A 20,651-nucleotide genomic window follows, 5' to 3' on the forward strand; every position below is an offset into this window, starting at 1 on the left:
CCATGGGACACGTCGAGGCCGCACATCTTGAGTACTACCTTCCCGACGGGAGGGTCCTGCTCGGGGACGCCTCCTTCCGGGTGGGGGAGGGGGCCGTCGTCGCCCTCGTCGGGGCCAACGGCGCCGGGAAGACGACCCTGCTCCGGATGATCGCCGGGGAACTCAAGCCGCACGCCGGCTCCGTCACCGTCAGCGGCGGCCTCGGCGTGATGCCGCAGTTCGTCGGCTCCGTACGGGACGGGTCGACCGTCCGCGACCTGCTCGTCTCGGTCGCGCAGCCCCGGATCCGGGAGGCCGCGAAGGCGGTCGACGCGGCCGAGCACCTGATCGTGACGGTGGACGACGAGGCCGCGCAGATGGCGTACGCGCAGGCGCTCTCCGACTGGGCCGAGGTGCAGGGGTACGAGGCCGAGACCCTCTGGGACATCTGCACCACGGCCGCGCTCGGCGTCCCGTACGAGAAGGCGCAGTTCCGGGAGGCCCGGACGCTCTCCGGCGGCGAGCAGAAGAGGCTGGTGCTCGAAGCGCTGCTGCGCGGCCCCGACGAGGTCCTGCTCCTGGACGAGCCGGACAACTACCTCGACGTGCCCGGCAAGCGGTGGCTGGAGGAACGGCTGCGGGAGACCCGCAAGACCGTGCTCTTCATCTCCCACGACCGGGAGCTGCTCTCCCGGGCCGCGCAGAAGATCGTCGCCGTCGAGCCCGGCCCGGCCGGTTCGGACGTGTGGGTGCACGGCGGCGGCTTCGACACCTTCCACGAGGCGCGGCGCGAGCGGTTCGCCCGCTTCGAGGAGCTGAAGCGGCGCTGGGAGGAGAAGCACGCCCAGCTGAAGAAGCTCGTGGTGAACCTGCGGCAGGCGGCCTCGGTCAGCCACGAGATGGCCTCGCGGTACGCGGCGGCGCAGACCCGGCTGCGGAAGTTCGAGGAGGCCGGGCCGCCGCCGGAGCCGCCGCGCGAGCAGGACATCCGGATGCGGCTGCGCGGAGGACGGACCGGGGTCAGGGCCGTGACCTGCGAGAACCTCGAACTGACCGGTCTGATGAAGCCGTTCTCGCTGGAGGTCTTCTACGGGGAGCGGGTCGCGGTCCTCGGCTCGAACGGCTCCGGCAAGTCGCACTTCCTGCGGCTGCTCGCCGGGGACGGGTCGGTCGCGCACACGGGGACGTGGAAGCTGGGCGCCCGGGTCGTGCCCGGACACTTCGCGCAGACCCACGCCCACCCGGAGCTGGCCGGGCGCCCGCTCGTGGACATCCTGTGGACCGAGCACGCCAAGGACCGGGGCGGGGCGATGTCCGTGCTGCGCCGGTACGAGCTGGAGCGCCAGGGCGACCAGTCCTTCGACAAGCTCTCGGGCGGCCAGCAGGCCCGGTTCCAGATCCTGCTCCTGGAGCTGGCGGGGACGACGGCGCTGCTGCTCGACGAGCCGACGGACAACCTGGACCTGGAGTCGGCCGAGGCGCTCCAGGACGGTCTGGAGTCGTACGAGGGGACCGTGCTGGCCGTCACGCACGACCGCTGGTTCGCGAAGAGCTTCGACCGGTACCTGGTCTTCGGCTCGGACGGGGTCGTGCGGGAGACGAGCGAGCCGGTGTGGGACGAGCGGCGGGTCGAGCGGGCGCGGTAGGGCGGAGGCGGTGGGGGCCCGGGCACGGTAGGGCCGGAGGCGCTGGAGGGCCGGGCGCGGTGGGGCGGGGGCGTTTTGACCCGTCCGGGGTGGCGCGGGTACTGTTGCCGTTTGTTATGCGTATCGGCTTCGTCGTTCTCACGCGAAGGGCCCTTACGCAGGTTCCCTGGAGCAGTTACCAGTGGCTCGCATACGGGCAGTGACCCGGCAGTGCAGGCCCCAGCTGCATGATCGCTTCAGGTGTGTCTGGACTCCATCCACTGAAGAAGCGAAGGCTACGAAGTGCGTACGTACAGCCCCAAGCCCGGCGATGTCACTCGCCAGTGGCACATCATCGACGCGCAGGACATCGTCCTGGGCCGTCTGGCGACCACGGCCGCGAACCTCCTGCGAGGCAAGCACAAGCCGGTGTACGCCCCCCACATGGACATGGGCGACTTCGTCATCATCATCAACGCCGACAAGGTCCACCTGTCCGGCAACAAGAAGACCCAGAAGCTGGCGTACCGCCACTCCGGCTTCCCGGGCGGTCTGCGCTCCGTCCGCTACGACGAGCTGCTGGCCAAGAACCCCGAGAAGGCCGTCGAGAAGGCCATCAAGGGCATGATCCCCAAGAACTCCCTGGGCCGTCAGATGCTCTCGAAGCTGAAGGTCTACGCGGGCGAGAACCACCCGCACGCTGCCCAGCAGCCGGTCCCGTTCGAGATCACCCAGGTCGCGCAGTAGTTCCGGCCACACCCCCTAAGAACGAAAGAAATCTGAGGAGCATCGTGGCCGAGACCACCCCCGAGACCCCCGTCGACGAGTTCGAGGGCGTCGAGGAGTACACCACCGAGACCGAGAACGTCGAGGGTGACTACACCTCCGAGTCCCTCGCGTCCCGCTTCGGCGACCCGCAGCCGGCCGCCGGCCTGGGCCGTCGCAAGAACGCCATCGCCCGCGTCCGGATCGTTCCGGGCACCGGCAAGTGGAAGATCAACGGTCGCACCCTTGAGGACTACTTCCCCAACAAGGTGCACCAGCAGGAAGTCAACGAGCCCTTCAAGGTGCTCGAGCTCGACAACCGCTACGACGTCATCGCCCGCATCGCGGGTGGCGGCGTCTCCGGCCAGGCCGGTGCCCTGCGCCTCGGCGTGGCCCGTGCGCTGAACGAGGCGGACGTCGAGAACAACCGCCCGGCGCTGAAGAAGGCCGGCTTCCTCTCCCGCGACGACCGTGCGGTCGAGCGCAAGAAGGCCGGTCTCAAGAAGGCCCGCAAGGCTCCGCAGTACAGCAAGCGTTAATCGCCTGCTCGGTCTGCATTCCGTACGCCCCGGCGGCACTGCCCGTGCCGTCGGGGCGTACGTTTTTTCATACGCTCTTTCGTAACCCTGGGCACGTATCTCGGAGGACAGCTGTGGGACGACTCTTCGGCACGGACGGCGTACGCGGCGTCGCCAACGCGGACCTGACGGCGGAGCTGGCGCTCGGCCTGTCCGTGGCGGCGGCGCACGTGCTCGCCGAGGCGGGCACCTTCGAGGGGCACCGGCCGACCGCGGTGGTCGGGCGCGACCCGCGCGCGTCCGGAGAGTTCCTGGAGGCCGCCGTCGTGGCCGGCCTCGCCAGCGCCGGCGTCGACGTGCTGCGCGTCGGCGTCCTGCCGACCCCGGCCGTGGCCCACCTCACCGGCGTCCTCGGCGCCGATCTCGGCGTGATGCTCTCCGCGAGCCACAACGCCATGCCCGACAACGGCGTCAAGTTCTTCGCGCGCGGCGGCCACAAGCTGGCCGACGAGCTGGAGGACAGGATCGAGGCCGTGTACGAGGAGCACCGCACCGGCGCCCCCTGGGACCGCCCGACCGGTGCCGGCGTCGGCCGCGTCCGCGACTACGACGAGGGCTTCGACACGTACGTCGCCCACCTCGTCGCGGTCCTCCCCAACCGCCTCGACGGTCTGAAGGTCGTCCTCGACGAGGCCCACGGCGCCGCCTCCCACGTCTCGCCCGAGGCCTTCGCCCGGGCCGGCGCCCAGGTCGTCACCATCGGCGCGCGGCCCGACGGCCTCAACATCAACGACGGCTGCGGCTCCACCCACCTCGACCTGCTCCGGGCCGCCGTCGTCGAGCACGGCGCCGACCTGGGCATCGCGCACGACGGCGACGCCGACCGCTGCCTCGCCGTGGACGCGGCGGGCGACGAGGTCGACGGCGACCAGATCCTCGCCGTGCTCGCCCTCGCCATGCGCGAGGCCGGCACCCTGCGCGGCGACACGGTCGTCGCGACCGTCATGTCCAACCTGGGCTTCAAGCTCGCCATGGAGCGCGAGGGCCTGAACCTCGTCCAGACGGCGGTCGGCGACCGCTACGTCCTGGAGTCCATGAAGGAGCACGGCTACGCGCTCGGCGGCGAGCAGTCGGGCCACGTCATCGTGCTCGACCACGCCACCACCGGCGACGGCACCCTCACCGGCCTCATGCTGGCCGCCCGGGTCGCCGCCACCGGCAAGTCGCTCGCGGACCTCGCCGGCGTGATGGAGCGGCTGCCGCAGGTCCTGATCAACGTGAAGGACGTCGACAAGTCGCGCGTCACCACCTCCGCCGAGCTGGCCACCGCCGTCAACGAGGCCGAGCGCGAGCTCGGCACCACCGGCCGGGTGCTGCTCCGCTCCTCGGGCACCGAGCCGCTGGTCCGCGTCATGGTCGAGGCCGCCGACATCGAGCAGGCCCGGTCGGTCGCGCAGCGCCTCGCGGACGTCGTGAAGTCCGCGCTCGGCTAACCTTCCTGAGGCACCGTCGTGCGGGAGGGGCCCCGTCGCACCGGACACCGGCGCGGCGGGGCCCTCTCCGTGTCAGCGGCTCTTTCCCGGGGGGCGGCGCCAGCGGCCGCGCTGGGTGGCCCACAGGGCCCGCTGCGCGTACAGCGTCGCCGTCCCGGCGAGCACGATGCCGAAGAGGTTGAGCGCCAGCTGCTCGACCGAGCCCCACGTCTGGGCCAGGTCGCCGTAGGCGAGCGCCACCGCCGCGTTCGCGCCCGCCGGGACCGTCGTCACCGAGATCGCCACGCCCACCAGGGCCCCCGACTTGGCGGAGGTCAGGGAGAGGGTGCCGGCCGCGCCCGCGAGCAGCGCCACGACGAAGGAGAACGGGTCCGGCTGCCAGATGAACCGGGTGTTGGGGCGCTCCGCGTCCAGCTGGGCCCGGCTGAACAGGTCCAGCGCGTCCATCGCCAGGCTGAAGAGCGTGGTGGCCGCGATCGCCACCGCGAAGCCGACGAACAGCGCGAGCAGCGAGCGCGCGGCCAGCCTCGGTGCGCGCCGCACCACCGCCGTGCAGATCCCGGCGAGCGGGCCGAACTCCGGACCGACCGCCATCGCGCCCACGATCAGGATCGCGTTGTCCAGGACGACGCCGCAGGCCGCGATGGCGGTGGCCAGGACCATGAACGCGCAGTACGTGACCGAGAGCGTCGACTCCTCGTGCGTCGCCTCCGTGAGCTGCTCCCAGAGCACCGCGTCGGCGGGTTCGCCCGGCGCCTCCCTCTCGGCGGCGTCCGCCCGCTCGGAGAGGGAGAGGCCGATGTCGTCGACGGCGATCGAACCGTCCCGGTCGATCCCGAGGCCGCGCAGCTCGCCGAGGAGTTCGTCGCCCGCCTCGCGGGCCACGTCGCACGTCACCACGTCCCCGGCCGGGTCGCGGGCCGCGCCGGGCAGGACCACGAGGTGGGCGGTCCCGACGGTCGACTCGATCAGGTCGACCGCCGCGCGGGTGCGGTCGGGCGGGACGATCATCCGGAGATGCAGCATCCTCAGAGCTTACGGAGGCTCAGCTTCTGCACCTTGTGGTCGGGGCCCTTGCGGACGACGAGGGTCGCCCGGCCGCGCGTGGGCGCCACGTTCTCCAGCAGGTTCACCTTGTTGATGGTCCGCCACATGGTGCGGGCGTAGTCGAGGGCCTCCTCCTCGGAGACCTGGGTGTAGCGCCGGAAGTACGAGGAGGGGTCCTGGAAGGCGGTGTCGCGCAGCTTGCGGAAGCGGTTCAGGTACCAGCGCTCGATGTCCTCCGCGCGCGCGTCCACGTACACCGAGAAGTCGAAGTAGTCGGCGAGGCCGACGCGGGTCCGGCCGTCCTTGCCGGGCAGGGCCGGCTGGAGGACGTTCAGGCCCTCCACGACCAGGATGTCCGGGCGGCGCACCACGAGCCGCTCGTCGGGCACCCGGTCGTAGATCAGGTGCGAGTAGACCGGGGCCGTGACCTCGTCCTTGCCCGCCTTGACGTCCGCGACGAACCGGGTCAGGGCCCGGCGGTCGTACGACTCGGGGAAGCCCTTGCGGGACATCAGGCCGCGCGCCTTCAGCTCCTCCATCGGGTAGAGGAAGGCGTCCGTGGTGACCAGCTCCACGCGCGGGTGCTCCGGCCAGCGGGCCAGGAGCGCCTGGAGGAGGCGGGAGACGGTGGACTTGCCGACGGCGACCGAGCCGGCGACCCCTATGACGAAGGGGGTGCCGCGCTGCTCGGCGCTCTCGCCGAGGAAGGTGTTCAGGGCGCCGCGCAGACCGCTGGTGGCCTGCACGTACAGGTTGAGCAGCCGGGACAGCGGCAGGTAGACGTCCCGCACCTCGTCGAGGTCGATGACGTCCCCGAGGCCGCGGAGCCGCTCGACCTCCCCGGCGGTGAGGGGCAGCGGCGTCTTGTCGCGCAGGGCGCTCCACTCGGCCCGGGTGAGGTCGACGTAGGGGGTCGGCTCGGAGGGGCGGCGGCCCGTGGAGCCGTCCCCGCCCGTGCTTCGTGGCGGCGAAGTGATCACACCGCCATTGTCGGGGGTCGGGGGCGGCCGTGGGTGGTGGGGTCGGTCACGCGGGAAAGGGGTTGGTGGCGCTCGCGGCCCTGGGCGATCATGTGCCTGCCGCGTGCACCTGAGTCTCACGCGGGGGGAGCCGCCGTCCGGCGGCACGAAGAGAAGCAGAGAGTCACCACGCATGCGTACGTCCATCCGCACCGTCGCCGTCGCCACCACCGCCGTCTCGCTCGCCCTGCTCGGCACCGCCTGCAGCAGCGACAAGGCGGGCGACTCCGGCAAGGGCTCCACCACGTCCGCGGCCCCCGCCGCGAAGGCGCTGTCCGCCGCCGAGCTGGAGAAGCTGATCGTCGAGCAGGCCGACCTGCCGGGCCACCAGGTCCAGAAGGCCAAGGCGACCGACGTCGTGAAGTCCGAGGAGGTCTCCACCGACAAGCCCTCCTGCAAGCCGCTCGCCGACGCCATGGCGTTCATCGCGACCGGCGGCCCGGCCGCGTCCGCGCAGCGCAAGGCCATCGAGATGCCCAAGAAGACGGGCTCGCCCGAGGACGCCCTGGGGGCGCTCACCGCGCCGGTGACGAGCGTGACGCTCGGCTCGTACGACGGGCAGGGCGCCCAGGAGGCCTTCGCCTCCCTGAAGACGGCCGGGACCGACTGCGCGGGCGGCTTCGTGATCACCGGCCAGGGCCAGAAGGCGAAGGTCACCGCGGTGGCGCCGGAGACGCTGTCGGCGGGCGAGGAGGCGCTCGCCTGGACGGTGAGCACGGAGGTGGAGGGCGAGCCGTTCGTCACCAAGCTGGCCGTCCTCCGCAAGGGCGGCACGCTGGCCTCGTTCTCCACGCTCAGCTTCGGCGGCCCGGTCAAGGAGCTCCCGAAGGCCGTCATCGACGCGCAGGCCGCCAAGCTCGGCTGACGCCGGCGGGACCCCGGCCGTCCCGCCGCCCGTCCCGCCGTGTCGGCTCCGGTCGGTGGGACGGGTTCCGCCGTAGTCTTCCGACATGTGCGGAATCGTGGGATACGTCGGCGGTCAGCCGGCGCTTGATGTGGTGGTCGCGGGCCTCAAGCGGCTCGAATACCGGGGCTACGACTCGGCCGGTGTCGCGGTGCTCTCCGACGGGGGCCTCGCCGCGGCCAAGCGGGCGGGCAAGCTCGTCAACCTGGACAAGGAGCTGGCCGAACGGCCGCTGCCCGGCGGCTCGGTGGGGATCGGTCACACCCGCTGGGCCACCCACGGCGGTCCGACCGACGCCAACGCGCACCCGCACCTGGACAACGCGGGGCGGGTCGCCGTCGTCCACAACGGCATCATCGAGAACTTCGCCGCCCTGCGCGGGGAGCTGGCGGAGCGCGGCCACGACCTGGCGTCCGAGACGGACACCGAGGTCGTCGCGCACCTGCTCGCCGAGGAGTTCTCCTCCACCGGGGACCTGGCCGAGTCCATGCGGCTCGTGTGCCGGCGGCTCGACGGGGCGTTCACCCTGGTCGCCGTGCACGCCGACCAGCCGGACGTCGTCGTCGGCGCCCGCCGCAACTCCCCGCTCGTCGTCGGCGTCGGCGAGGGCGAGAACTTCCTCGCCTCCGACGTCTCCGCCTTCATCGCCCACACCCGCTCCGCGATCGAGCTGGGCCAGGACCAGGTCGTCGAGCTGACCCGGGACGGCGTGACCGTCACCGACTTCGACGGGGTGCCCGCCGGGGTGCGGGCCTACCACGTCGACTGGGACGCCTCCGCCGCCGAGAAGGGCGGCTACGACCACTTCATGCTCAAGGAGATCGCCGAGCAGCCCAAGGCCGTCGCCGACACCCTCCTGGGCCGCATCGACGCCTCCGGGCGGCTCACCCTCGACGAGGTGCGCATCCCCGACACGGTGCTCCGCGAGGCCGACAAGGTCGTCGTCGTCGCGTGCGGCACCGCCTTCCACGCCGGGCTCATCGCCAAGTACGCCATCGAGCACTGGGCCCGCGTCCCCTGCGAGGTCGAGCTGGCCAGCGAGTTCCGCTACCGGGACCCGATCCTCGGCCCGCGCACCCTGGTGATCGCCATCTCCCAGTCCGGCGAGACGATGGACACCCTGATGGCGCTGCGGCACGCGCGCGAGCAGGGCGCGAAGGTCCTCGCCGTCTGCAACACCAACGGCTCCACCATCCCGCGCGAGTCCGACGCCGTGCTCTACACGCACGCGGGGCCCGAGGTCGCCGTCGCCTCCACCAAGGCCTTCCTGACCCAGCTCGTCGCCTGCTACCTGCTCGCGCTCCACCTCGGCCGGGTGCGCGGCACCCAGTGGGGCGACGAGGTCCTCGCCGTGGTGCGCGAACTCGCCCGCATCGGCGAGGAGGTCGAGCGCGTCCTGGAGACGATGGAGCCGGTGCGGGCCCTCGCCCGCTCCCTCGCCCACAAGGACACCGTCCTCTTCCTCGGCCGGCACGTGGGCCATCCGGTGGCCCTGGAGGGCGCCCTGAAGCTCAAGGAGCTGGCGTACATGCACGCCGAGGGCTTCGCGGCGGGCGAGCTCAAGCACGGGCCGATCGCCCTCATCGAGGAGGACCTGCCGGTCGTGGTCGTGGTGCCCTCGCCCGAGGGCCGCTCGGTCCTCCACGACAAGATCGTCTCCAACATCCAGGAGATCAGGGCGCGCGGCGCCCGCACGATCGTGATCGCGGAGGAGGGCGACGAGACGGTCGTCCCGTACGCCGACCACCTCGTCCGCGTCCCCGCCACGCCTACGCTGCTCCAGCCGCTGGTCTCCACGGTGCCGCTCCAGGTCTTCGCCTGCGAGCTCGCCACCGCGCGGGGCAACGAGGTCGACCAGCCGCGCAACCTGGCCAAGTCCGTGACCGTGGAGTGAGTGGGAAATGATCATCGGGGTGGGGATCGACGTGGCGGAGATCGACCGGTTCGCCGCGTCGATCGAGCGGACGCCGGGGCTGCTGAGCCGGCTCTTCGTCGAGGACGAGCTGCTGCTCCCGAGCGGCGAGCGGCGCGGGGTCGCCTCGCTCGCCGTGCGGTTCGCCGCGAAGGAGGCGCTCGCGAAGGCGCTGGGCGCGCCGGCCGGGCTGCTGTGGACGGACGCCGAGGTGTACGTCGAGGAGACCGGGCAGCCGCGCCTGCGGGTGCGGGGGACGGTGGAGGCCCGCGCGGCGGAGCTGGGCGTGAAGCACTGGCACGTGTCGCTGAGCCACGACGCGGGGGTGGCGTCGGCGGTGGTGATCGCGGAGGGCTGAGCGGATGCGCCACGGGGCCCGGCCGTCCGGAGACGGCCGGGCCCCGTGGCGTACGGCGCGCGCGGCTGCCAGGGCCGGCGACGGGATGTGTACCGCGCGCGTGCGGAGTGGTGTGACGCTCTCCGGCTTTGTTAGGTAAGCCTAAGCTAAGTTGAATGGCGGACGGTGTCAACCCCCGCCGGAAAGGCCTCCTCCGGGCGTCCCCCCACCGCCTGCGGCAGACTGCTGGGATGCGTACCGCTTACCGCGTGGAGACCGTCCGGGCCGCCGAGGCCGCCCTCATGGCCCGCCTCCCGGAGGGCGCCCTCATGGGCAGGGCCGCCGCCGGACTCGCCGCCGCCTGCTGCTCGTTGCTCGGGAGGGGACGGGTGTACGGGGCCCGGGTCGTCCTCCTCGTCGGGACCGGCGACAACGGCGGCGACGCCCTGTACGCCGGGGCCCGGCTCGCCCGGCGCGGCGCGGGCGTGACCGCCGTACTGCTCGGCGCGCGCGCCCACGGGGGCGGGCTCGCGGCGCTCCGGGCGGCGGGCGGACGGGTCGCGGACGACCCCTTCGAGCCGCTCGCCGGGGCCGACCTCGTCCTCGACGGGATCACCGGCATCGGCGGGCGCGGCGGGCTGCGGCCCGACGCCGTGCCCGTCGCCCGCGCCGCGCGCGGCTCCGACGCCGTCGTCGTCGCCGTCGACCTGCCCAGCGGCGTCGACGCCGACACCGGGGAGGTCGCGGGGGAGGCGCTGCGGGCCGACGTGACGGTCACCTTCGGGGCGTACAAGCCGGGGCTGCTCGTCGACCCGGCGCACGAGTACGCCGGGGCGCTGCGGCTCGTGCAGATCGGGCTCGACGCGGTCCTGCCGGGGGTGCCGGACCTAGAGGCGCTCCAGCACGGGGACGTGGCGCGGCTGCTGCCGGTGCCGGGCGCCGAGAGCGACAAGTACCGGCGCGGGGTCGTCGGGGTCGTCGCCGGCTCCGCCCGCTACCCCGGCGCGGCCGTCCTCGCCGTGACCGGGGCGCTGCGCGGCGGGGCGGGGGCCGTGCGGTACGTCGGGGACGGCGGGGACGCGGTGCTCGCCGCGCACCCCGAGACCCTGGTGCACACCGGACCGCCGCAGAAGGCCGGGCGGGTCCAGGCCTGGGTCGTCGGGCCGGGCCTCGGCGAGGAGCCCGCGGCACGGGAGGCGGTCGCGGACGTCCTCGCCTCCGACGTGCCGGTCCTCGTCGACGCGGACGGACTGCGGGGGCTGGACCCGGCGGCCGTACGGGACCGGAGCGCGCCCACCCTCCTCACCCCGCACGCGGGCGAGACGGCGGCGCTGCTCGCCGTCCCCAGGGAGGAGGTCGAGGCGGGACGGCTCGCGGCGGTCCGCGAACTGGCCGGCCGCTTCGGCGCGACGGTCCTCCTGAAGGGCTCCACGACACTGGTGCACGGCGGCACCGGTCCCGTACGGGTGAACCCGACCGGGACGCCCTGGCTCGCCACCGCCGGCAGCGGCGACATCCTCTCCGGCCTGGCGGGCTCGCTGCTCGCGGCGGGCCTCCCGCCCGTCGACGCGGCCTCCTGCGCCGCCTACCTCCACGGCCTCGCGGCCCGCCGCGCCTCCTCGGGGACGTCCCCGGTGACGGCGACGGAGGTGGCGGGGGCGCTGCGGGGCGCCTGGGAGGACGTGACGGCGCCGTCGTAGGGAGGCCACCCGGGCGGGGTGTCGCCCGTAAGGGTGATCGGCGCTACAGCCCGGGACAGCGGTGCCGGGGGCCGCACCTGAGAGACTGGGCGCGATGACTGAGACACCGCCGCCCCGCAGAGCCCGCGCCGAGATCGACCTCGGTGCGCTGCGTGCGAACGTCCGCACGCTGCGCGCCCGTGTCGCCCCCCACGTCCGCGTCATGGCCGTGGTCAAGGCCGACGCGTACGGACACGGCGCCCTGCGCTGTGCCCGGGCCGCCCTGGAGGCGGGGGCGGACTGGCTCGGCACGGCCACCCCGCACGAGGCGCTCGCGCTGCGGGCCGCCGGGATCACGGACGTCCCCGTCATGTGCTGGCTCTGGACCCCCGGCGACCCCTGGGACAAGGGCATCGAGGCCGGACTCGACATGTCGGTGAGCGGGATGTGGGCCCTGAAGGAGGTCGTCGCGGCCGCCCGCGCCACCGGGAAGAGCGCGCGCGTCCAGCTCAAGGCCGACACCGGGCTCGGCCGCAACGGCTGCCAGCCCGCCGACTGGCCCGAGCTCGTCGGGGCGGCGCTCGACGCCGAGGCCGAGGGCCTCCTGAAGGTCACCGGCCTCTGGTCGCACCTCGCCTGCGCCGACGAGCCCCACCACCCCTCCGTCGCCGCCCAGCTCGACGTCTTCCGCTCGATGCTCGACCACGCCGAGAAGGCCGGAGCCGAGCCCGAGGTCCGGCACATCGCCAACTCGCCGGCCACCCTCACCCTCCCCGAGACCCACTTCGACCTGGTCCGGCCCGGCATCGCCGTCTACGGCGTCTCGCCCAGCCCCGAGCTCGGCACCTCCGCCGAACTCGGCCTGCGGCCCGTCATGTCGCTCAAGGCGAGCGTCGCGCTCGTCAAGCAGGTCCCGGCCGGACACGGCGTCAGCTACGGGCACCACTACGTCACCGACGCCGAGACCACCCTCGGACTCGTCCCGGTCGGGTACGCCGACGGCGTCCCCCGGCACGCCTCCGGCCGCGGCCCCGTCCTCGTCGGGGACACCGTCCGCACGATCGCCGGCCGCGTCGCCATGGACCAGTTCGTGCTCGACCTCGGCGGGGAGACGCCCGACCCCGGTACCGAGGCCGTGCTCTTCGGCCCCGGCGACCGGGGCGAACCGACCGCCGAGGACTGGGCGGTGGCCGCCGACACCATCGCGTACGAGATCGTCACCCGGATCGGCGCGCGCGTCCCGCGCGTCTACCTGGACGCATGAGGAGGAACGACCGTGGGGGAGTCCAGTAGTGGCGGCGTCTGGCGCCGCGCCGGGTTCGCCGGCGCCGCGATAGGCGTCCTGGCGGCCGGGGCCGCGGCCGGAGTCGCCGTCGAGCGGCTCACGGTGGGCCGTTCCGTACGCCAGAAGGCACGGCTCGCCCTGGACGCCACCGGCCCCTACGGCGGACTCCGCGGCACCCCCGGCCGCGCCCTCGCCGACGACGGGACCGTCCTCCGCTACGAGGTCGACGAGGTGGACGGGGCCGATCCGGATGCCTCGGACGTCCGGCTCCGGCGGCTCTTCGGACACCGCCGCCCCGCCCCCGTCACCGTCGTCTTCAGCCACGGCTACTGCCTCAACCAGGACTCCTGGCACTTCCAGCGGGCCGCCCTGCGCGGTCTCGTACGGACCGTCCACTGGGACCAGCGCAGCCACGGACGCTCGGGCCGGGGCGTCTCCCAGGCCGGTCCCGACGCCGTCCCCGTCTCCATCGAACAGCTCGGCCGCGACCTCAGGGCCGTCGTCGACGTCGCCGCCCCCGAGGGTCCCCTCGTCCTCGTCGGCCACTCCATGGGCGGCATGACGGTGATGGCGTTCGCCGAGCAGTACCCGGAGCTGATGCGCGACCGGGTCGTCGGCGTCGCCTTCGTCGGCACCTCCGCCGGAAAGCTGAACGAGGTCACGTACGGACTGCCCGTCATGGGCGTCAACGCCGTCCGGCGGGTCCTGCCGGGGGTCCTGCGGGCGCTCGGCGCCCAGACGGAGCTGGTCGAACGGGGCCGCCGGGCGACGGCCGACCTCTTCGCCGGGCTCGTCAAGAAGTACTCGTTCGCCTCGAAGGACGTGGACCCGGCCGTCGCCCGCTTCGCCGAGCGGATGATCGAGTCCACCCCCATCGACGTGGTCGCCGCCTTCTACCCGGCCTTCGCGGAGCACGACAAGTCCGCCTCGCTGCCCGCCCTGCGCGACCTGCCGGTGCTCGCGCTCGCCGGGGACCACGACCTCATCACCCCCAGCTCCCACACCGAGGCCATCGCCGCCCTCCTTCCCGGCGCCGAGCTGGTGATCGTCCCGGACGGCGGTCACCTGGTGATGCTGGAGCACCCGGAGGCCGTCACCGACCGCCTCGCCGACCTGCTCGTACGGGCCGGGGCCGTGCCGGAGCCGACGGCGGCGGGGACGGACCCCGGCAAAAGCTAGATTGGCGGCATGGAAGCAGCGCACCCGCCCGTACCCCCCGCGCCCGGCGACGCCACGCCCGTCTCCGAGGCCACCCTCTCCGTCGACTCCCCGGAGCAGATGCAGGAGCTGGGCCGCCGGCTCGCGAAGGTCCTCCGCCCCGGCGACCTCGTCATGCTCACCGGCGAGCTCGGCGCCGGGAAGACCACCCTCACCCGCGGCCTCGGCGAGGGGCTCGGGGTGCGCGGCGCCGTCACCTCCCCGACCTTCGTCATCGCCCGCGTCCACCCGTCCCTGGTGGGCGGCCCGGCCCTGGTGCACGTCGACGCGTACCGGCTCGGCGGCGGGCTGGACGAGATGGAGGACCTCGACCTGGACGTCTCGCTGCCCGAGTCCGTCGTGGTCGTGGAGTGGGGCGACGGCAAGGTCGAGGAGCTGACCGACGACCGGCTGCACCTCCTGATCCACCGCGTCACCGGCGACACCGACGACGACCGGCGCACGGTCGTGCTGCGCGGCCTCGGGGAGCGCTGGGCGGGGGAGCGGCTGGGCGCGCTCTGACCCCTCCCGCCCCGCCGCACCGACGTGTGTTCCGACAACGTGTCGGCAAAATGTTGCGTGGGTCGTACGAGCCGTGGTCCCATGGACGCACGAGCTGGTTAGGTGTACCTAACCTACGGGAGGCAGGCATGGCGACGCCGGAGCGCGCGGAACCCGGTCGGGAGCACGTCACGATGGGTGAGCTGCTGGCGTCCTGCGCGGCCGCCCGCACCCTCTCGACCCCGCCGAGACCGCGGCCCGAGGACGAGGACGACGCGCGGGAGCGGGACGTCACGCACGACCGGTACGGACGGGTGGAGGACGAGGCCGCCTAGGGCCTGTCCGGCGGAGCGTGGCCGGACACGCCCTAGGGCGTGCCCCGGGAGCGGCTCAGGGGACGACGACGATCTTCGTGCCGATCACCGCGAACGACCACAGCGCGTTCCCGTCGGCCCGCTTCATGCGGATGCCGCCGGTCTTCTTCGTCGGGTCCGGCTCCGGCGTCGAGCCGTCCACCGCCGCGCTGAAGCCGATCGCCACGTCCTGGGCCGTCGCGAACCGCACCACGTGCTCGATCTGCACCCCGTCCGAGCCGCGCACCGAGCCCGACCGCGAGGTCACCGCGTACGCGCCCGGCGGCGGGGACACCGTGCTCGGCGTCACCGTGAACGTGCGGGTGGCCTCGCCGCCGCCGGTCACCAGCCACACGCGGCGGTCGGCGAGCCCGTACACGACCCGCTCCCCGGTGCCCGACGCCGCCGGGACGGCGAGGGGGTCGCGGGCCGGCCGCTTCGGGCCGCCGCTCGGGGAGGTCGGGGGGGCCGTCGCCGTGGCCGGGGCCTTCGGCTCGGCCGAGAGGTCCGCGGGCACGTTCGCCGAGGCCTGGTAGGCGAGGAAACAGACCGCGGCGACCGCCGCGGCCGTGAGCCCGGCCACGAATCCCGAGCTGCTCCGTGCCACCGTGCCCACCTCTCGTACGAATGTGTCGAAGGGTGACGGTAGCAGCCGCCGCCCCGGGGGTCGGGGCAGCGTGTCCGGGAGCCGTAGGCTGTTCGCGTGCTGTTGCTCGCCATGGATACCGCCACCCCCGCCGTCACCGTCGCCCTCCACGACGGCGAGGCCGTCGTCGCCTCGTCGAGCCGGGTCGACGCCCGCCGCCACGGGGAGCTGCTGCTGCCCGCCGTCGACCGGGTCCTCGCCGAGGCCGGACTGAAGCTCGACGCGGTCACCGGCGTGGTCGTCGGCGTCGGCCCCGGCCCCTACACCGGCCTGCGCGTCGGCCTCGTCACGGCCGCGGCCTTCTCGTCCGCGCTCGGCGTGCCCGTGCACGGCCTGTGCACCCTCGACGGCCTCGCGTACGCCTCCGGGATCGACGGGCCCTTCGCCGTCGCCACGGACGCGCGCCGCAAGGAGGTGTACTGGGCGCGGTACGCCGACTTCCGCACCCGCACGACCGACGCGGCCGTCGACCGGCCCGCCGACATCGCGGAGTCCCTCGCCGGGCTCCCGGTCGTCGGCGCGGGCGCCCTCCTCTACCCCGACGCCTTCCCCGACGCCCGCGACCCCGAGCACCAGTCGGCCGCCGCGCTCGCCGCCCTCGCGGCGGAGAGGCTGGCGGCCGGGGACGCCGAGGGCTTCCTCGACCCGCTGCCGATGTACCTGCGCCGCCCCGACGCCCAGGTGCCCAAGAACTACAAGGTGGTCACGCCCCAGTGACCGGCGGCGCGGAACTGCGCGAGATGCGCTGGTGGGACATCGAACCGGTGCTCGCCCTGGAGGACGAGCTGTTCCCCGAGGACGCCTGGTCGGCCGGCATGTTCTGGTCCGAGCTCGCGTACTCCCGGGGGCCGGGCGCCACCCGCCGGTACGTCGTCGCGGAGGACCCCGGCGGCCGGCTCGTCGGCTACGCCGGGCTCGCCGCCGCCGGCGGCCTCGGCGACGTGCAGACCATCGCCGTCGCCCGCGACCAGTGGGGGACCGGGCTCGGCGCCCGGCTCCTCACCGACCTGCTCCAGCACGCCACCGCCTTCGAGTGCGACGAGGTCCTGCTCGAAGTGCGCGTGGACAACACCCGGGCCCAGAAGCTCTACGAGCGCTTCGGCTTCGAGCCCATCGGTTTCCGGCGCGCCTACTACCAGCCCGGAAACGTCGACGCGCTCGTGATGCGACTGACCGTCCAAGGAACCGGAACCGATATCTGATGGCTGCTGACGAACCCCTGGTGCTCGGCATCGAGACCTCCTGCGACGAGACCGGCGTCGGCATCGTCCACGGGACCACCCTCCTCGCCGACGCCATCGCCTCCAGCGTCGACACCCACGCCCGCTTCGGCGGCGTCGTGCCCGAGATCGCCTCCCGCGCGCACCTGGAGGCGATGGTCCCGACGATCGAGCGCGCCCTGAAGACCGCCGGGATCTCCGCGAAGGACCTCGACGGCATCGCCGTCACCGCCGGCCCCGGCCTCGCGGGCGCGCTGCTCGTCGGCGTCTCGGCGGCCAAGGCGTACGCCTACGCCCTCGGCAAGCCGCTCTACGGCGTCAACCACCTGGCCTCGCACATCTGCGTCGACCAGCTGGAGCACGGGAAGCTGCCCGAGCCGACGATGGCCCTGCTCGTCTCCGGCGGGCACTCCTCGCTGCTGCTCTCCACCGACATCACCTCCGACGTGCGCCCGATGGGCGCCACCATCGACGACGCGGCCGGCGAGGCCTTCGACAAGATCGCCCGCGTGCTCGACCTCGGCTTCCCCGGCGGCCCGGTCATCGACCGGCTCGCCCGGGAGGGCGACCCGGCCGCGATCGCCTTCCCGCGCGGTCTGAGCGGCGCCAGGGATCCGGCGTACGACTTCTCCTTCTCCGGCCTCAAGACCGCCGTGGCCCGCTGGATCGAGGCGAAGAGGGCGGCCGGCGAGGAGGTGCCGGTGCGGGACGTGGCCGCGTCCTTCCAGGAGGCGGTCGTGGACGTGCTCACCCGCAAGGCCGTCCGGGCCTGCAAGGACGAGGGCGTCGACCACCTGATGATCGGCGGCGGCGTGGCCGCGAACTCGCGCCTGCGGGCCCTGGCCCAGGAGCGCTGCGAGCGGGCCGGGATCCGGCTGCGGGTGCCCCGGCCCGGCCTGTGCACGGACAACGGCGCGATGGTCGCGGCCCTCGGCTCCGAGATGGTCGCCCGGGGCCGGGCCGCCTCCGACCTGGAGCTGTCGGCGGACTCCTCGCTGCCGGTGACGGACCCGCACGTGCCGGGCCGCTCCCACGCGCACGACCACGACCACGTGCACGAGGTGAGCAAGGAGAACCTGTACTCGTGAGGCTCACCCTCATGTGGGAGGCGCGGGCGGCCCGGGGCCGGGGCCCGGAGCTCCTGGAGTGGGCCCGGGAGCGGTCCCGGGTCCTCGCGTACGAGCCGGAGCGCCGGGAGGTCCTCCGCGCGCCGCAGGACCGGGTCCTCGTCCTCACCTGGTGGGAGGCGGACTCCTTCGACGCGGAGCTGCCGGAGCTGCCGGAGCCGGACGCGGAACTGATCACCCGGCCGGTCCACCGCTGGCGGTTCGAGGCGGTCGAGTAGCGGCACGACCGGGAGTCTCGTCGGTCACACGTACGCCCGTCGGGCAACCTTTCGGGTCGTACGGGCATCTCCCGGCGCGTGAAGAAGACGATCGCGCTCCGGGCGGCGCTCACCGCCGCGGCCCTCCTGGTGACCGGCTGCACGGCGGAGCGCCCCGCCGCTCCCGCGACCACCCCGGCCCCGCCGGCGTCGTCCGCGCCCCGGCCCACCGCCGTGACCGGGGCGCCGGGCGCTCCGGCGGCGGCCGCCGCGTACCGGAGGTGGGGCCTGAAGCCCTTCGCGGCCCCGCCCGCGCCGCCGGCGGTGAAGCCGGTGGTCCGCAGGCCGGGGGAGCCGGTGCCGGTGATCAGCGACATCCCGACCAGAGAAAAGATCGTCTTCATCACGATCGACGACGGGGCGGAGAAGGACCCCGGGTTCGTGACGATGATGAGGGACCTCGAGGTCCCCTTCACGATGTTCCTCACCGACGCCGCCGTCCGCGCCGACTACGGCTACTTCTCCCCGCTCGTCGCCCAGGGCCACGGCGTCGCCAACCACACCCTCACCCACCCCGACCTGCGCAGCCTCTCCCCGGAGGCCCAGCGCCGGGAGATCTGCGGCCAGCAGGAGAGGCTGAAGGAGCGGTACGGCACGACCCCGCGCCTCTTCCGCCCGCCCTACGGCAACTGGAACGAGGCCACGCGCACGGCGGCCGGGGCCTGCGGGGTGGACGCGATCGTGCTGTGGCGCGAGTCCATGCAGATCAGGAACATGCGGTACCAGCGCGGCGACCGGAAGCTCCACCCCGGCGACATCGTCCTGGCCCACTTCCGCGGCCCCTCCGAACTCAAGGGCCGCACGATGACCGAGATGACGGCCACGATGCTCCGCCGCATCCAGGAGCAGGGCTTCACGGTGGCGCGGCTGGAGGACTACGTCTGAGGACTGCGTCCGAGGAGCTTCCGCACGGCTCCCCGGAAAGTTCTTCGGGCGCGGTGTCGATGCGGGCGGTTCCCGTTCGTCGTAGGAGTGAGAGGCGGGGAAAGGCCCCGCCACCGCACCCGCGAGGAGACACCATGCCCCGCTTCATGACGTTCGTCCGCGTCGAGGAGAACACCATCGACATGGCGGACGCCGACCCCGGCTTCGAGGAGCGGATGGGCGCGCTCTTCGAGGAGATCACCAAGGCCGGCGTCATGCTCGACACGGCGGGCCTCCGGCCGACCGCCGAGGCCACCCGGATCACCTGGTCGGACGGGAGGCTGTCCCTCACCGACGGTCCCTTCACCGAGACCAAGGAGGTCGTCGGCGGCTACGCCCTGATGCAGTGCAAGGACAGGGCCGAGGCGCTGGAGTGGTCCAAGCGCTTCCTGGCGGCCCACCCGCCGCACTGGACGGTGGGCCTGGAGGTCCGCGAGGTCGAGGAGCAGCCGGGGGACTGAGCCCCCGCCGCTGTCGGTGCCGTGTGCTGTCATGGGGTGGTGACGGCACACGGCACCGACGGGGAGCACGGCACGGCCCCGGGGCAGGGAGCGGTCCCGGGGCATGAGGCGGCTTCGGGGCACGGAGCGGTCCCCGCGGAGGGCGTCCTCGAGACCGTCTTCCGGATGGAGTCCCCACGGATCGTCGCGACCGCCGCGCGGATCGTCCGCGACCTCGGCATCGCCGAGGAGATCGCCCAGGACGCCCTGGTCGCCGCCCTGGAGGAGTGGCCGCGCACGGGCGTCCCGGAGCGGCCGGGCGCCTGGCTGACGGCCACCGTCAAGCACCGTGCCGTCGACCTCGTGCGCCGGCGCGAGACCTACGCCCGGAAGCTCGCCGAGGTGGGCCGGGCGCTCACGGAGGAGACGTACGACCCCGAGCCCTCCGGTCCCGGCGACATCGACGACGACGTGCTGCGGCTGATCTTCACCGTCTGTCACCCCGTCCTCTCCGCCGGGGCGCGGGTGGCGCTGACGCTGCGGCTCGTCGGCGGGCTGCGGACGGACGAGGTCGCCCGCGCCCTCCTGCTGCCGGAGGCGACCGTCGCGGCCCGGATCACCCGCGCCAAGCGGACGCTCGCGAAGGCGGGCGTGGAGTTCGAGGTGCCGTACGGCGAGGAGCGGGCCGCCCGGCTCGGTTCCGTCCTGGAGGTCGTCTACCTGATCTTCAACGAGGGGTACGCCGCGACCTCGGGCGGCGACCTGCTGAGGCCCGGACTGTGCGAGGACGGCCTCCGGCTCGCCCGCGTCCTCGCCGCCCTCGCCCCCGGCGACGCCGAAGCGCAGGGCCTGGTCGCCCTGCTCGAACTCCAGGCCTCCCGGACGGCCGCCAGGACCGGGCCCCACGGCCGGCCGGTCCTGCTCGCCGACCAGGACCGGCGGCGCTGGGACCGGCTGCTGGTCCGGCGCGGCTTCGCGGCCCTGGAGCGGGCCGGGGACGCGCGGGGCTACGGGCCGTACGCCCTCCAGGCCGCGATCGCCGCCTGTCACGCGCGGGCCGTCTCGTACGAGGAGACGGACTGGGCGCTCATCGCCGCGCTCTACGGGCGGCTCGGCGCCGTCGCGCCCTCCCCGGTGGTCGAGCTGAACCGCGCGGTCGCCGTGTCGAGGGCCGAGGGCCCGGCGGCGGCCCTCCCGCTGGTCGACGCCCTCGCCGCCGATCCGTCCCTGGCCCGCTACCACCTGCTGCCCAGCGTCCGGGGGGACCTGCTCGCCCGCCTCGGCCGGGCGGCGGAGGCCCGCGCCGAGTTCGCACGCGCGGCGGACCTCACGCGCAACGAGAGCGAACGGGCGCTGCTGCTCGGGAGGGCGCGCGGGACGGAGCCGGGCGGGATCGGCTCCCCGGGCGGCTCCTGACGCCCCG

At 73.8% G+C, this 20,651-nt stretch carries 22 protein-coding genes; 19 read left to right on the forward strand and 3 right to left on the reverse strand.

Features of this window, described 5'->3' with window-relative positions:
• Window positions 1–2: 2 nt before the first annotated feature.
• From ACFY7E_RS02070 to glmM, 4 genes are all read left to right on the forward strand, one after another.
• Window positions 3–1,625: an ABC-F family ATP-binding cassette domain-containing protein gene (locus ACFY7E_RS02070; protein ID WP_389479694.1), complete on the forward strand. Its 1,623-nt coding sequence runs from the start codon at window positions 3–5 to the stop codon at window positions 1,623–1,625.
• 282 nt (window positions 1,626–1,907) lie between these two features.
• On the forward strand, window positions 1,908–2,351 hold the full coding sequence (gene rplM, locus ACFY7E_RS02075) for a 50S ribosomal protein L13 (RefSeq protein WP_125667150.1): 444 nt from the start codon (window positions 1,908–1,910) through the stop codon (window positions 2,349–2,351).
• 44 nt (window positions 2,352–2,395) lie between these two features.
• Window positions 2,396–2,908, forward strand: coding sequence for a 30S ribosomal protein S9 (rpsI, locus tag ACFY7E_RS02080; RefSeq protein ID WP_030687788.1), 513 nt, complete (start codon window positions 2,396–2,398; stop codon window positions 2,906–2,908).
• Between the two features lie 113 nt (window positions 2,909–3,021).
• Window positions 3,022–4,380, forward strand: a complete 1,359-nt coding sequence (glmM, locus tag ACFY7E_RS02085; protein WP_389479696.1) for a phosphoglucosamine mutase — start codon at window positions 3,022–3,024, stop codon at window positions 4,378–4,380.
• Between the two features lie 72 nt (window positions 4,381–4,452).
• On the opposite strand, the gene ACFY7E_RS02090 is transcribed toward glmM, so the two are convergent.
• Together ACFY7E_RS02090 and coaA are read right to left on the reverse strand one after the other, a co-directional pair.
• A complete protein-coding gene (locus ACFY7E_RS02090; RefSeq protein WP_389479699.1) occupies window positions 4,453–5,406 on the reverse strand; it encodes a DUF389 domain-containing protein in 954 nt (317 codons plus the stop codon).
• Between the two features lie 2 nt (window positions 5,407–5,408).
• A complete protein-coding gene (gene coaA, locus ACFY7E_RS02095; RefSeq protein ID WP_389479700.1) occupies window positions 5,409–6,407 on the reverse strand; it encodes a type I pantothenate kinase in 999 nt (332 codons plus the stop codon).
• A 172-nt stretch (window positions 6,408–6,579) separates the two neighbouring features.
• On the opposite strand from coaA, the gene ACFY7E_RS02100 reads away from it, so the two are divergent.
• The 8 genes from ACFY7E_RS02100 (at window position 6,580) to ACFY7E_RS02135 (ending at window position 14,596) form a co-directional block, all read left to right on the forward strand.
• A complete protein-coding gene (locus ACFY7E_RS02100; protein WP_389479702.1) occupies window positions 6,580–7,311 on the forward strand; it encodes a hypothetical protein in 732 nt (243 codons plus the stop codon).
• A gap of 85 nt (window positions 7,312–7,396) precedes the next feature.
• Window positions 7,397–9,244 (forward strand): glutamine--fructose-6-phosphate transaminase (isomerizing), encoded by a 1,848-nt coding sequence (gene glmS, locus ACFY7E_RS02105; RefSeq protein WP_389479704.1) that lies wholly within the window; start codon window positions 7,397–7,399, stop codon window positions 9,242–9,244.
• A gap of 7 nt (window positions 9,245–9,251) precedes the next feature.
• Window positions 9,252–9,620 carry a holo-ACP synthase gene (locus tag ACFY7E_RS02110; protein WP_383443596.1) on the forward strand — a complete coding sequence of 123 codons (369 nt, stop codon included), beginning with the start codon at window positions 9,252–9,254 and terminating at the stop codon, window positions 9,618–9,620.
• Between the two features lie 230 nt (window positions 9,621–9,850).
• Window positions 9,851–11,299, forward strand: a complete 1,449-nt coding sequence (locus ACFY7E_RS02115) for an NAD(P)H-hydrate dehydratase (protein WP_389479707.1) — start codon at window positions 9,851–9,853, stop codon at window positions 11,297–11,299.
• A 94-nt stretch (window positions 11,300–11,393) separates the two neighbouring features.
• Window positions 11,394–12,542: an alanine racemase gene (gene alr, locus ACFY7E_RS02120; protein WP_389479709.1), complete on the forward strand. Its 1,149-nt coding sequence runs from the start codon at window positions 11,394–11,396 to the stop codon at window positions 12,540–12,542.
• 12 nt (window positions 12,543–12,554) lie between these two features.
• Window positions 12,555–13,742, forward strand: coding sequence for an alpha/beta fold hydrolase (locus ACFY7E_RS02125; RefSeq protein WP_389479711.1), 1,188 nt, complete (start codon window positions 12,555–12,557; stop codon window positions 13,740–13,742).
• Window positions 13,743–13,751: 9 nt separating this feature from the next.
• Complete coding sequence (gene tsaE / locus ACFY7E_RS02130; protein WP_383444114.1) at window positions 13,752–14,282, forward strand: tRNA (adenosine(37)-N6)-threonylcarbamoyltransferase complex ATPase subunit type 1 TsaE; 531 nt, start codon at window positions 13,752–13,754, stop codon at window positions 14,280–14,282.
• Window positions 14,283–14,410: 128 nt separating this feature from the next.
• The gene (locus ACFY7E_RS02135) at window positions 14,411–14,596 is read left to right on the forward strand and encodes a hypothetical protein (protein ID WP_389479714.1); all 186 of its coding nucleotides are present in this window, start codon (window positions 14,411–14,413) and stop codon (window positions 14,594–14,596) included.
• Window positions 14,597–14,651: 55 nt separating this feature from the next.
• Here the strand turns inward: ACFY7E_RS02135 and ACFY7E_RS02140 are convergent, their stop codons facing one another.
• Window positions 14,652–15,197, reverse strand: a complete 546-nt coding sequence (locus ACFY7E_RS02140; protein ID WP_389481004.1) for a hypothetical protein — start codon at window positions 15,195–15,197, stop codon at window positions 14,652–14,654.
• A 120-nt stretch (window positions 15,198–15,317) separates the two neighbouring features.
• Between ACFY7E_RS02140 and tsaB the strand changes: the two genes are divergently transcribed.
• The 7 genes from tsaB (at window position 15,318) to ACFY7E_RS02175 (ending at window position 20,644) form a co-directional block, all read left to right on the forward strand.
• Entirely contained in the window at window positions 15,318–15,977 is a 660-nt protein-coding gene (gene tsaB / locus ACFY7E_RS02145; protein WP_389479716.1) for a tRNA (adenosine(37)-N6)-threonylcarbamoyltransferase complex dimerization subunit type 1 TsaB, read from the forward strand.
• 23 nt (window positions 15,978–16,000) lie between these two features.
• Entirely contained in the window at window positions 16,001–16,462 is a 462-nt protein-coding gene (gene rimI, locus ACFY7E_RS02150) for a ribosomal protein S18-alanine N-acetyltransferase (RefSeq protein WP_389481006.1), read from the forward strand.
• Window positions 16,462–17,568, forward strand: a complete 1,107-nt coding sequence (gene tsaD / locus ACFY7E_RS02155; protein WP_389479718.1) for a tRNA (adenosine(37)-N6)-threonylcarbamoyltransferase complex transferase subunit TsaD — start codon at window positions 16,462–16,464, stop codon at window positions 17,566–17,568. The genes rimI and tsaD overlap by 1 nt, the downstream gene beginning before the upstream one ends.
• A gap of 11 nt (window positions 17,569–17,579) precedes the next feature.
• Window positions 17,580–17,825: a hypothetical protein gene (locus tag ACFY7E_RS02160; RefSeq protein ID WP_389481009.1), complete on the forward strand. Its 246-nt coding sequence runs from the start codon at window positions 17,580–17,582 to the stop codon at window positions 17,823–17,825.
• 78 nt (window positions 17,826–17,903) lie between these two features.
• Window positions 17,904–18,749, forward strand: a complete 846-nt coding sequence (locus ACFY7E_RS02165) for a polysaccharide deacetylase family protein (RefSeq protein ID WP_389479720.1) — start codon at window positions 17,904–17,906, stop codon at window positions 18,747–18,749.
• Window positions 18,750–18,883: 134 nt separating this feature from the next.
• Window positions 18,884–19,249 carry a YciI family protein gene (locus ACFY7E_RS02170; protein ID WP_381395146.1) on the forward strand — a complete coding sequence of 122 codons (366 nt, stop codon included), beginning with the start codon at window positions 18,884–18,886 and terminating at the stop codon, window positions 19,247–19,249.
• Between the two features lie 165 nt (window positions 19,250–19,414).
• Window positions 19,415–20,644 (forward strand): RNA polymerase sigma factor, encoded by a 1,230-nt coding sequence (locus ACFY7E_RS02175; protein WP_389479722.1) that lies wholly within the window; start codon window positions 19,415–19,417, stop codon window positions 20,642–20,644.
• Window positions 20,645–20,651: the final 7 nt, after the last annotated feature.

It is taken from the genome of Streptomyces sp. NPDC012825 (assembly GCF_042900925.1).
GTDB lineage: Bacteria > Actinomycetota > Actinomycetes > Streptomycetales > Streptomycetaceae > Streptomyces.

Coding starts and splice junctions, on each gene's coding strand:
- ACFY7E_RS02070 (WP_389479694.1), top strand. CDS start 3: ATGGGACACGTCGAGGCCGCACATCTTGAGTACTACCTTCCCGACGGG.
- ACFY7E_RS02090 (WP_389479699.1), bottom strand. CDS start 5,406: ATGCTGCATCTCCGGATGATCGTCCCGCCCGACCGCACCCGCGCGGCG.
- ACFY7E_RS02100 (WP_389479702.1), top strand. CDS start 6,580: ATGCGTACGTCCATCCGCACCGTCGCCGTCGCCACCACCGCCGTCTCG.
- glmS (WP_389479704.1), top strand. CDS start 7,397: ATGTGCGGAATCGTGGGATACGTCGGCGGTCAGCCGGCGCTTGATGTG.
- ACFY7E_RS02110 (WP_383443596.1), top strand. CDS start 9,252: ATGATCATCGGGGTGGGGATCGACGTGGCGGAGATCGACCGGTTCGCC.
- ACFY7E_RS02115 (WP_389479707.1), top strand. CDS start 9,851: ATGCGTACCGCTTACCGCGTGGAGACCGTCCGGGCCGCCGAGGCCGCC.
- alr (WP_389479709.1), top strand. CDS start 11,394: ATGACTGAGACACCGCCGCCCCGCAGAGCCCGCGCCGAGATCGACCTC.
- tsaE (WP_383444114.1), top strand. CDS start 13,752: ATGGAAGCAGCGCACCCGCCCGTACCCCCCGCGCCCGGCGACGCCACG.
- ACFY7E_RS02135 (WP_389479714.1), top strand. CDS start 14,411: ATGGCGACGCCGGAGCGCGCGGAACCCGGTCGGGAGCACGTCACGATG.
- rimI (WP_389481006.1), top strand. CDS start 16,001: ATGCGCTGGTGGGACATCGAACCGGTGCTCGCCCTGGAGGACGAGCTG.
- tsaD (WP_389479718.1), top strand. CDS start 16,462: ATGGCTGCTGACGAACCCCTGGTGCTCGGCATCGAGACCTCCTGCGAC.
- ACFY7E_RS02160 (WP_389481009.1), top strand. CDS start 17,580: ATGTGGGAGGCGCGGGCGGCCCGGGGCCGGGGCCCGGAGCTCCTGGAG.
- ACFY7E_RS02170 (WP_381395146.1), top strand. CDS start 18,884: ATGCCCCGCTTCATGACGTTCGTCCGCGTCGAGGAGAACACCATCGAC.
- ACFY7E_RS02175 (WP_389479722.1), top strand. CDS start 19,415: ATGGAGTCCCCACGGATCGTCGCGACCGCCGCGCGGATCGTCCGCGAC.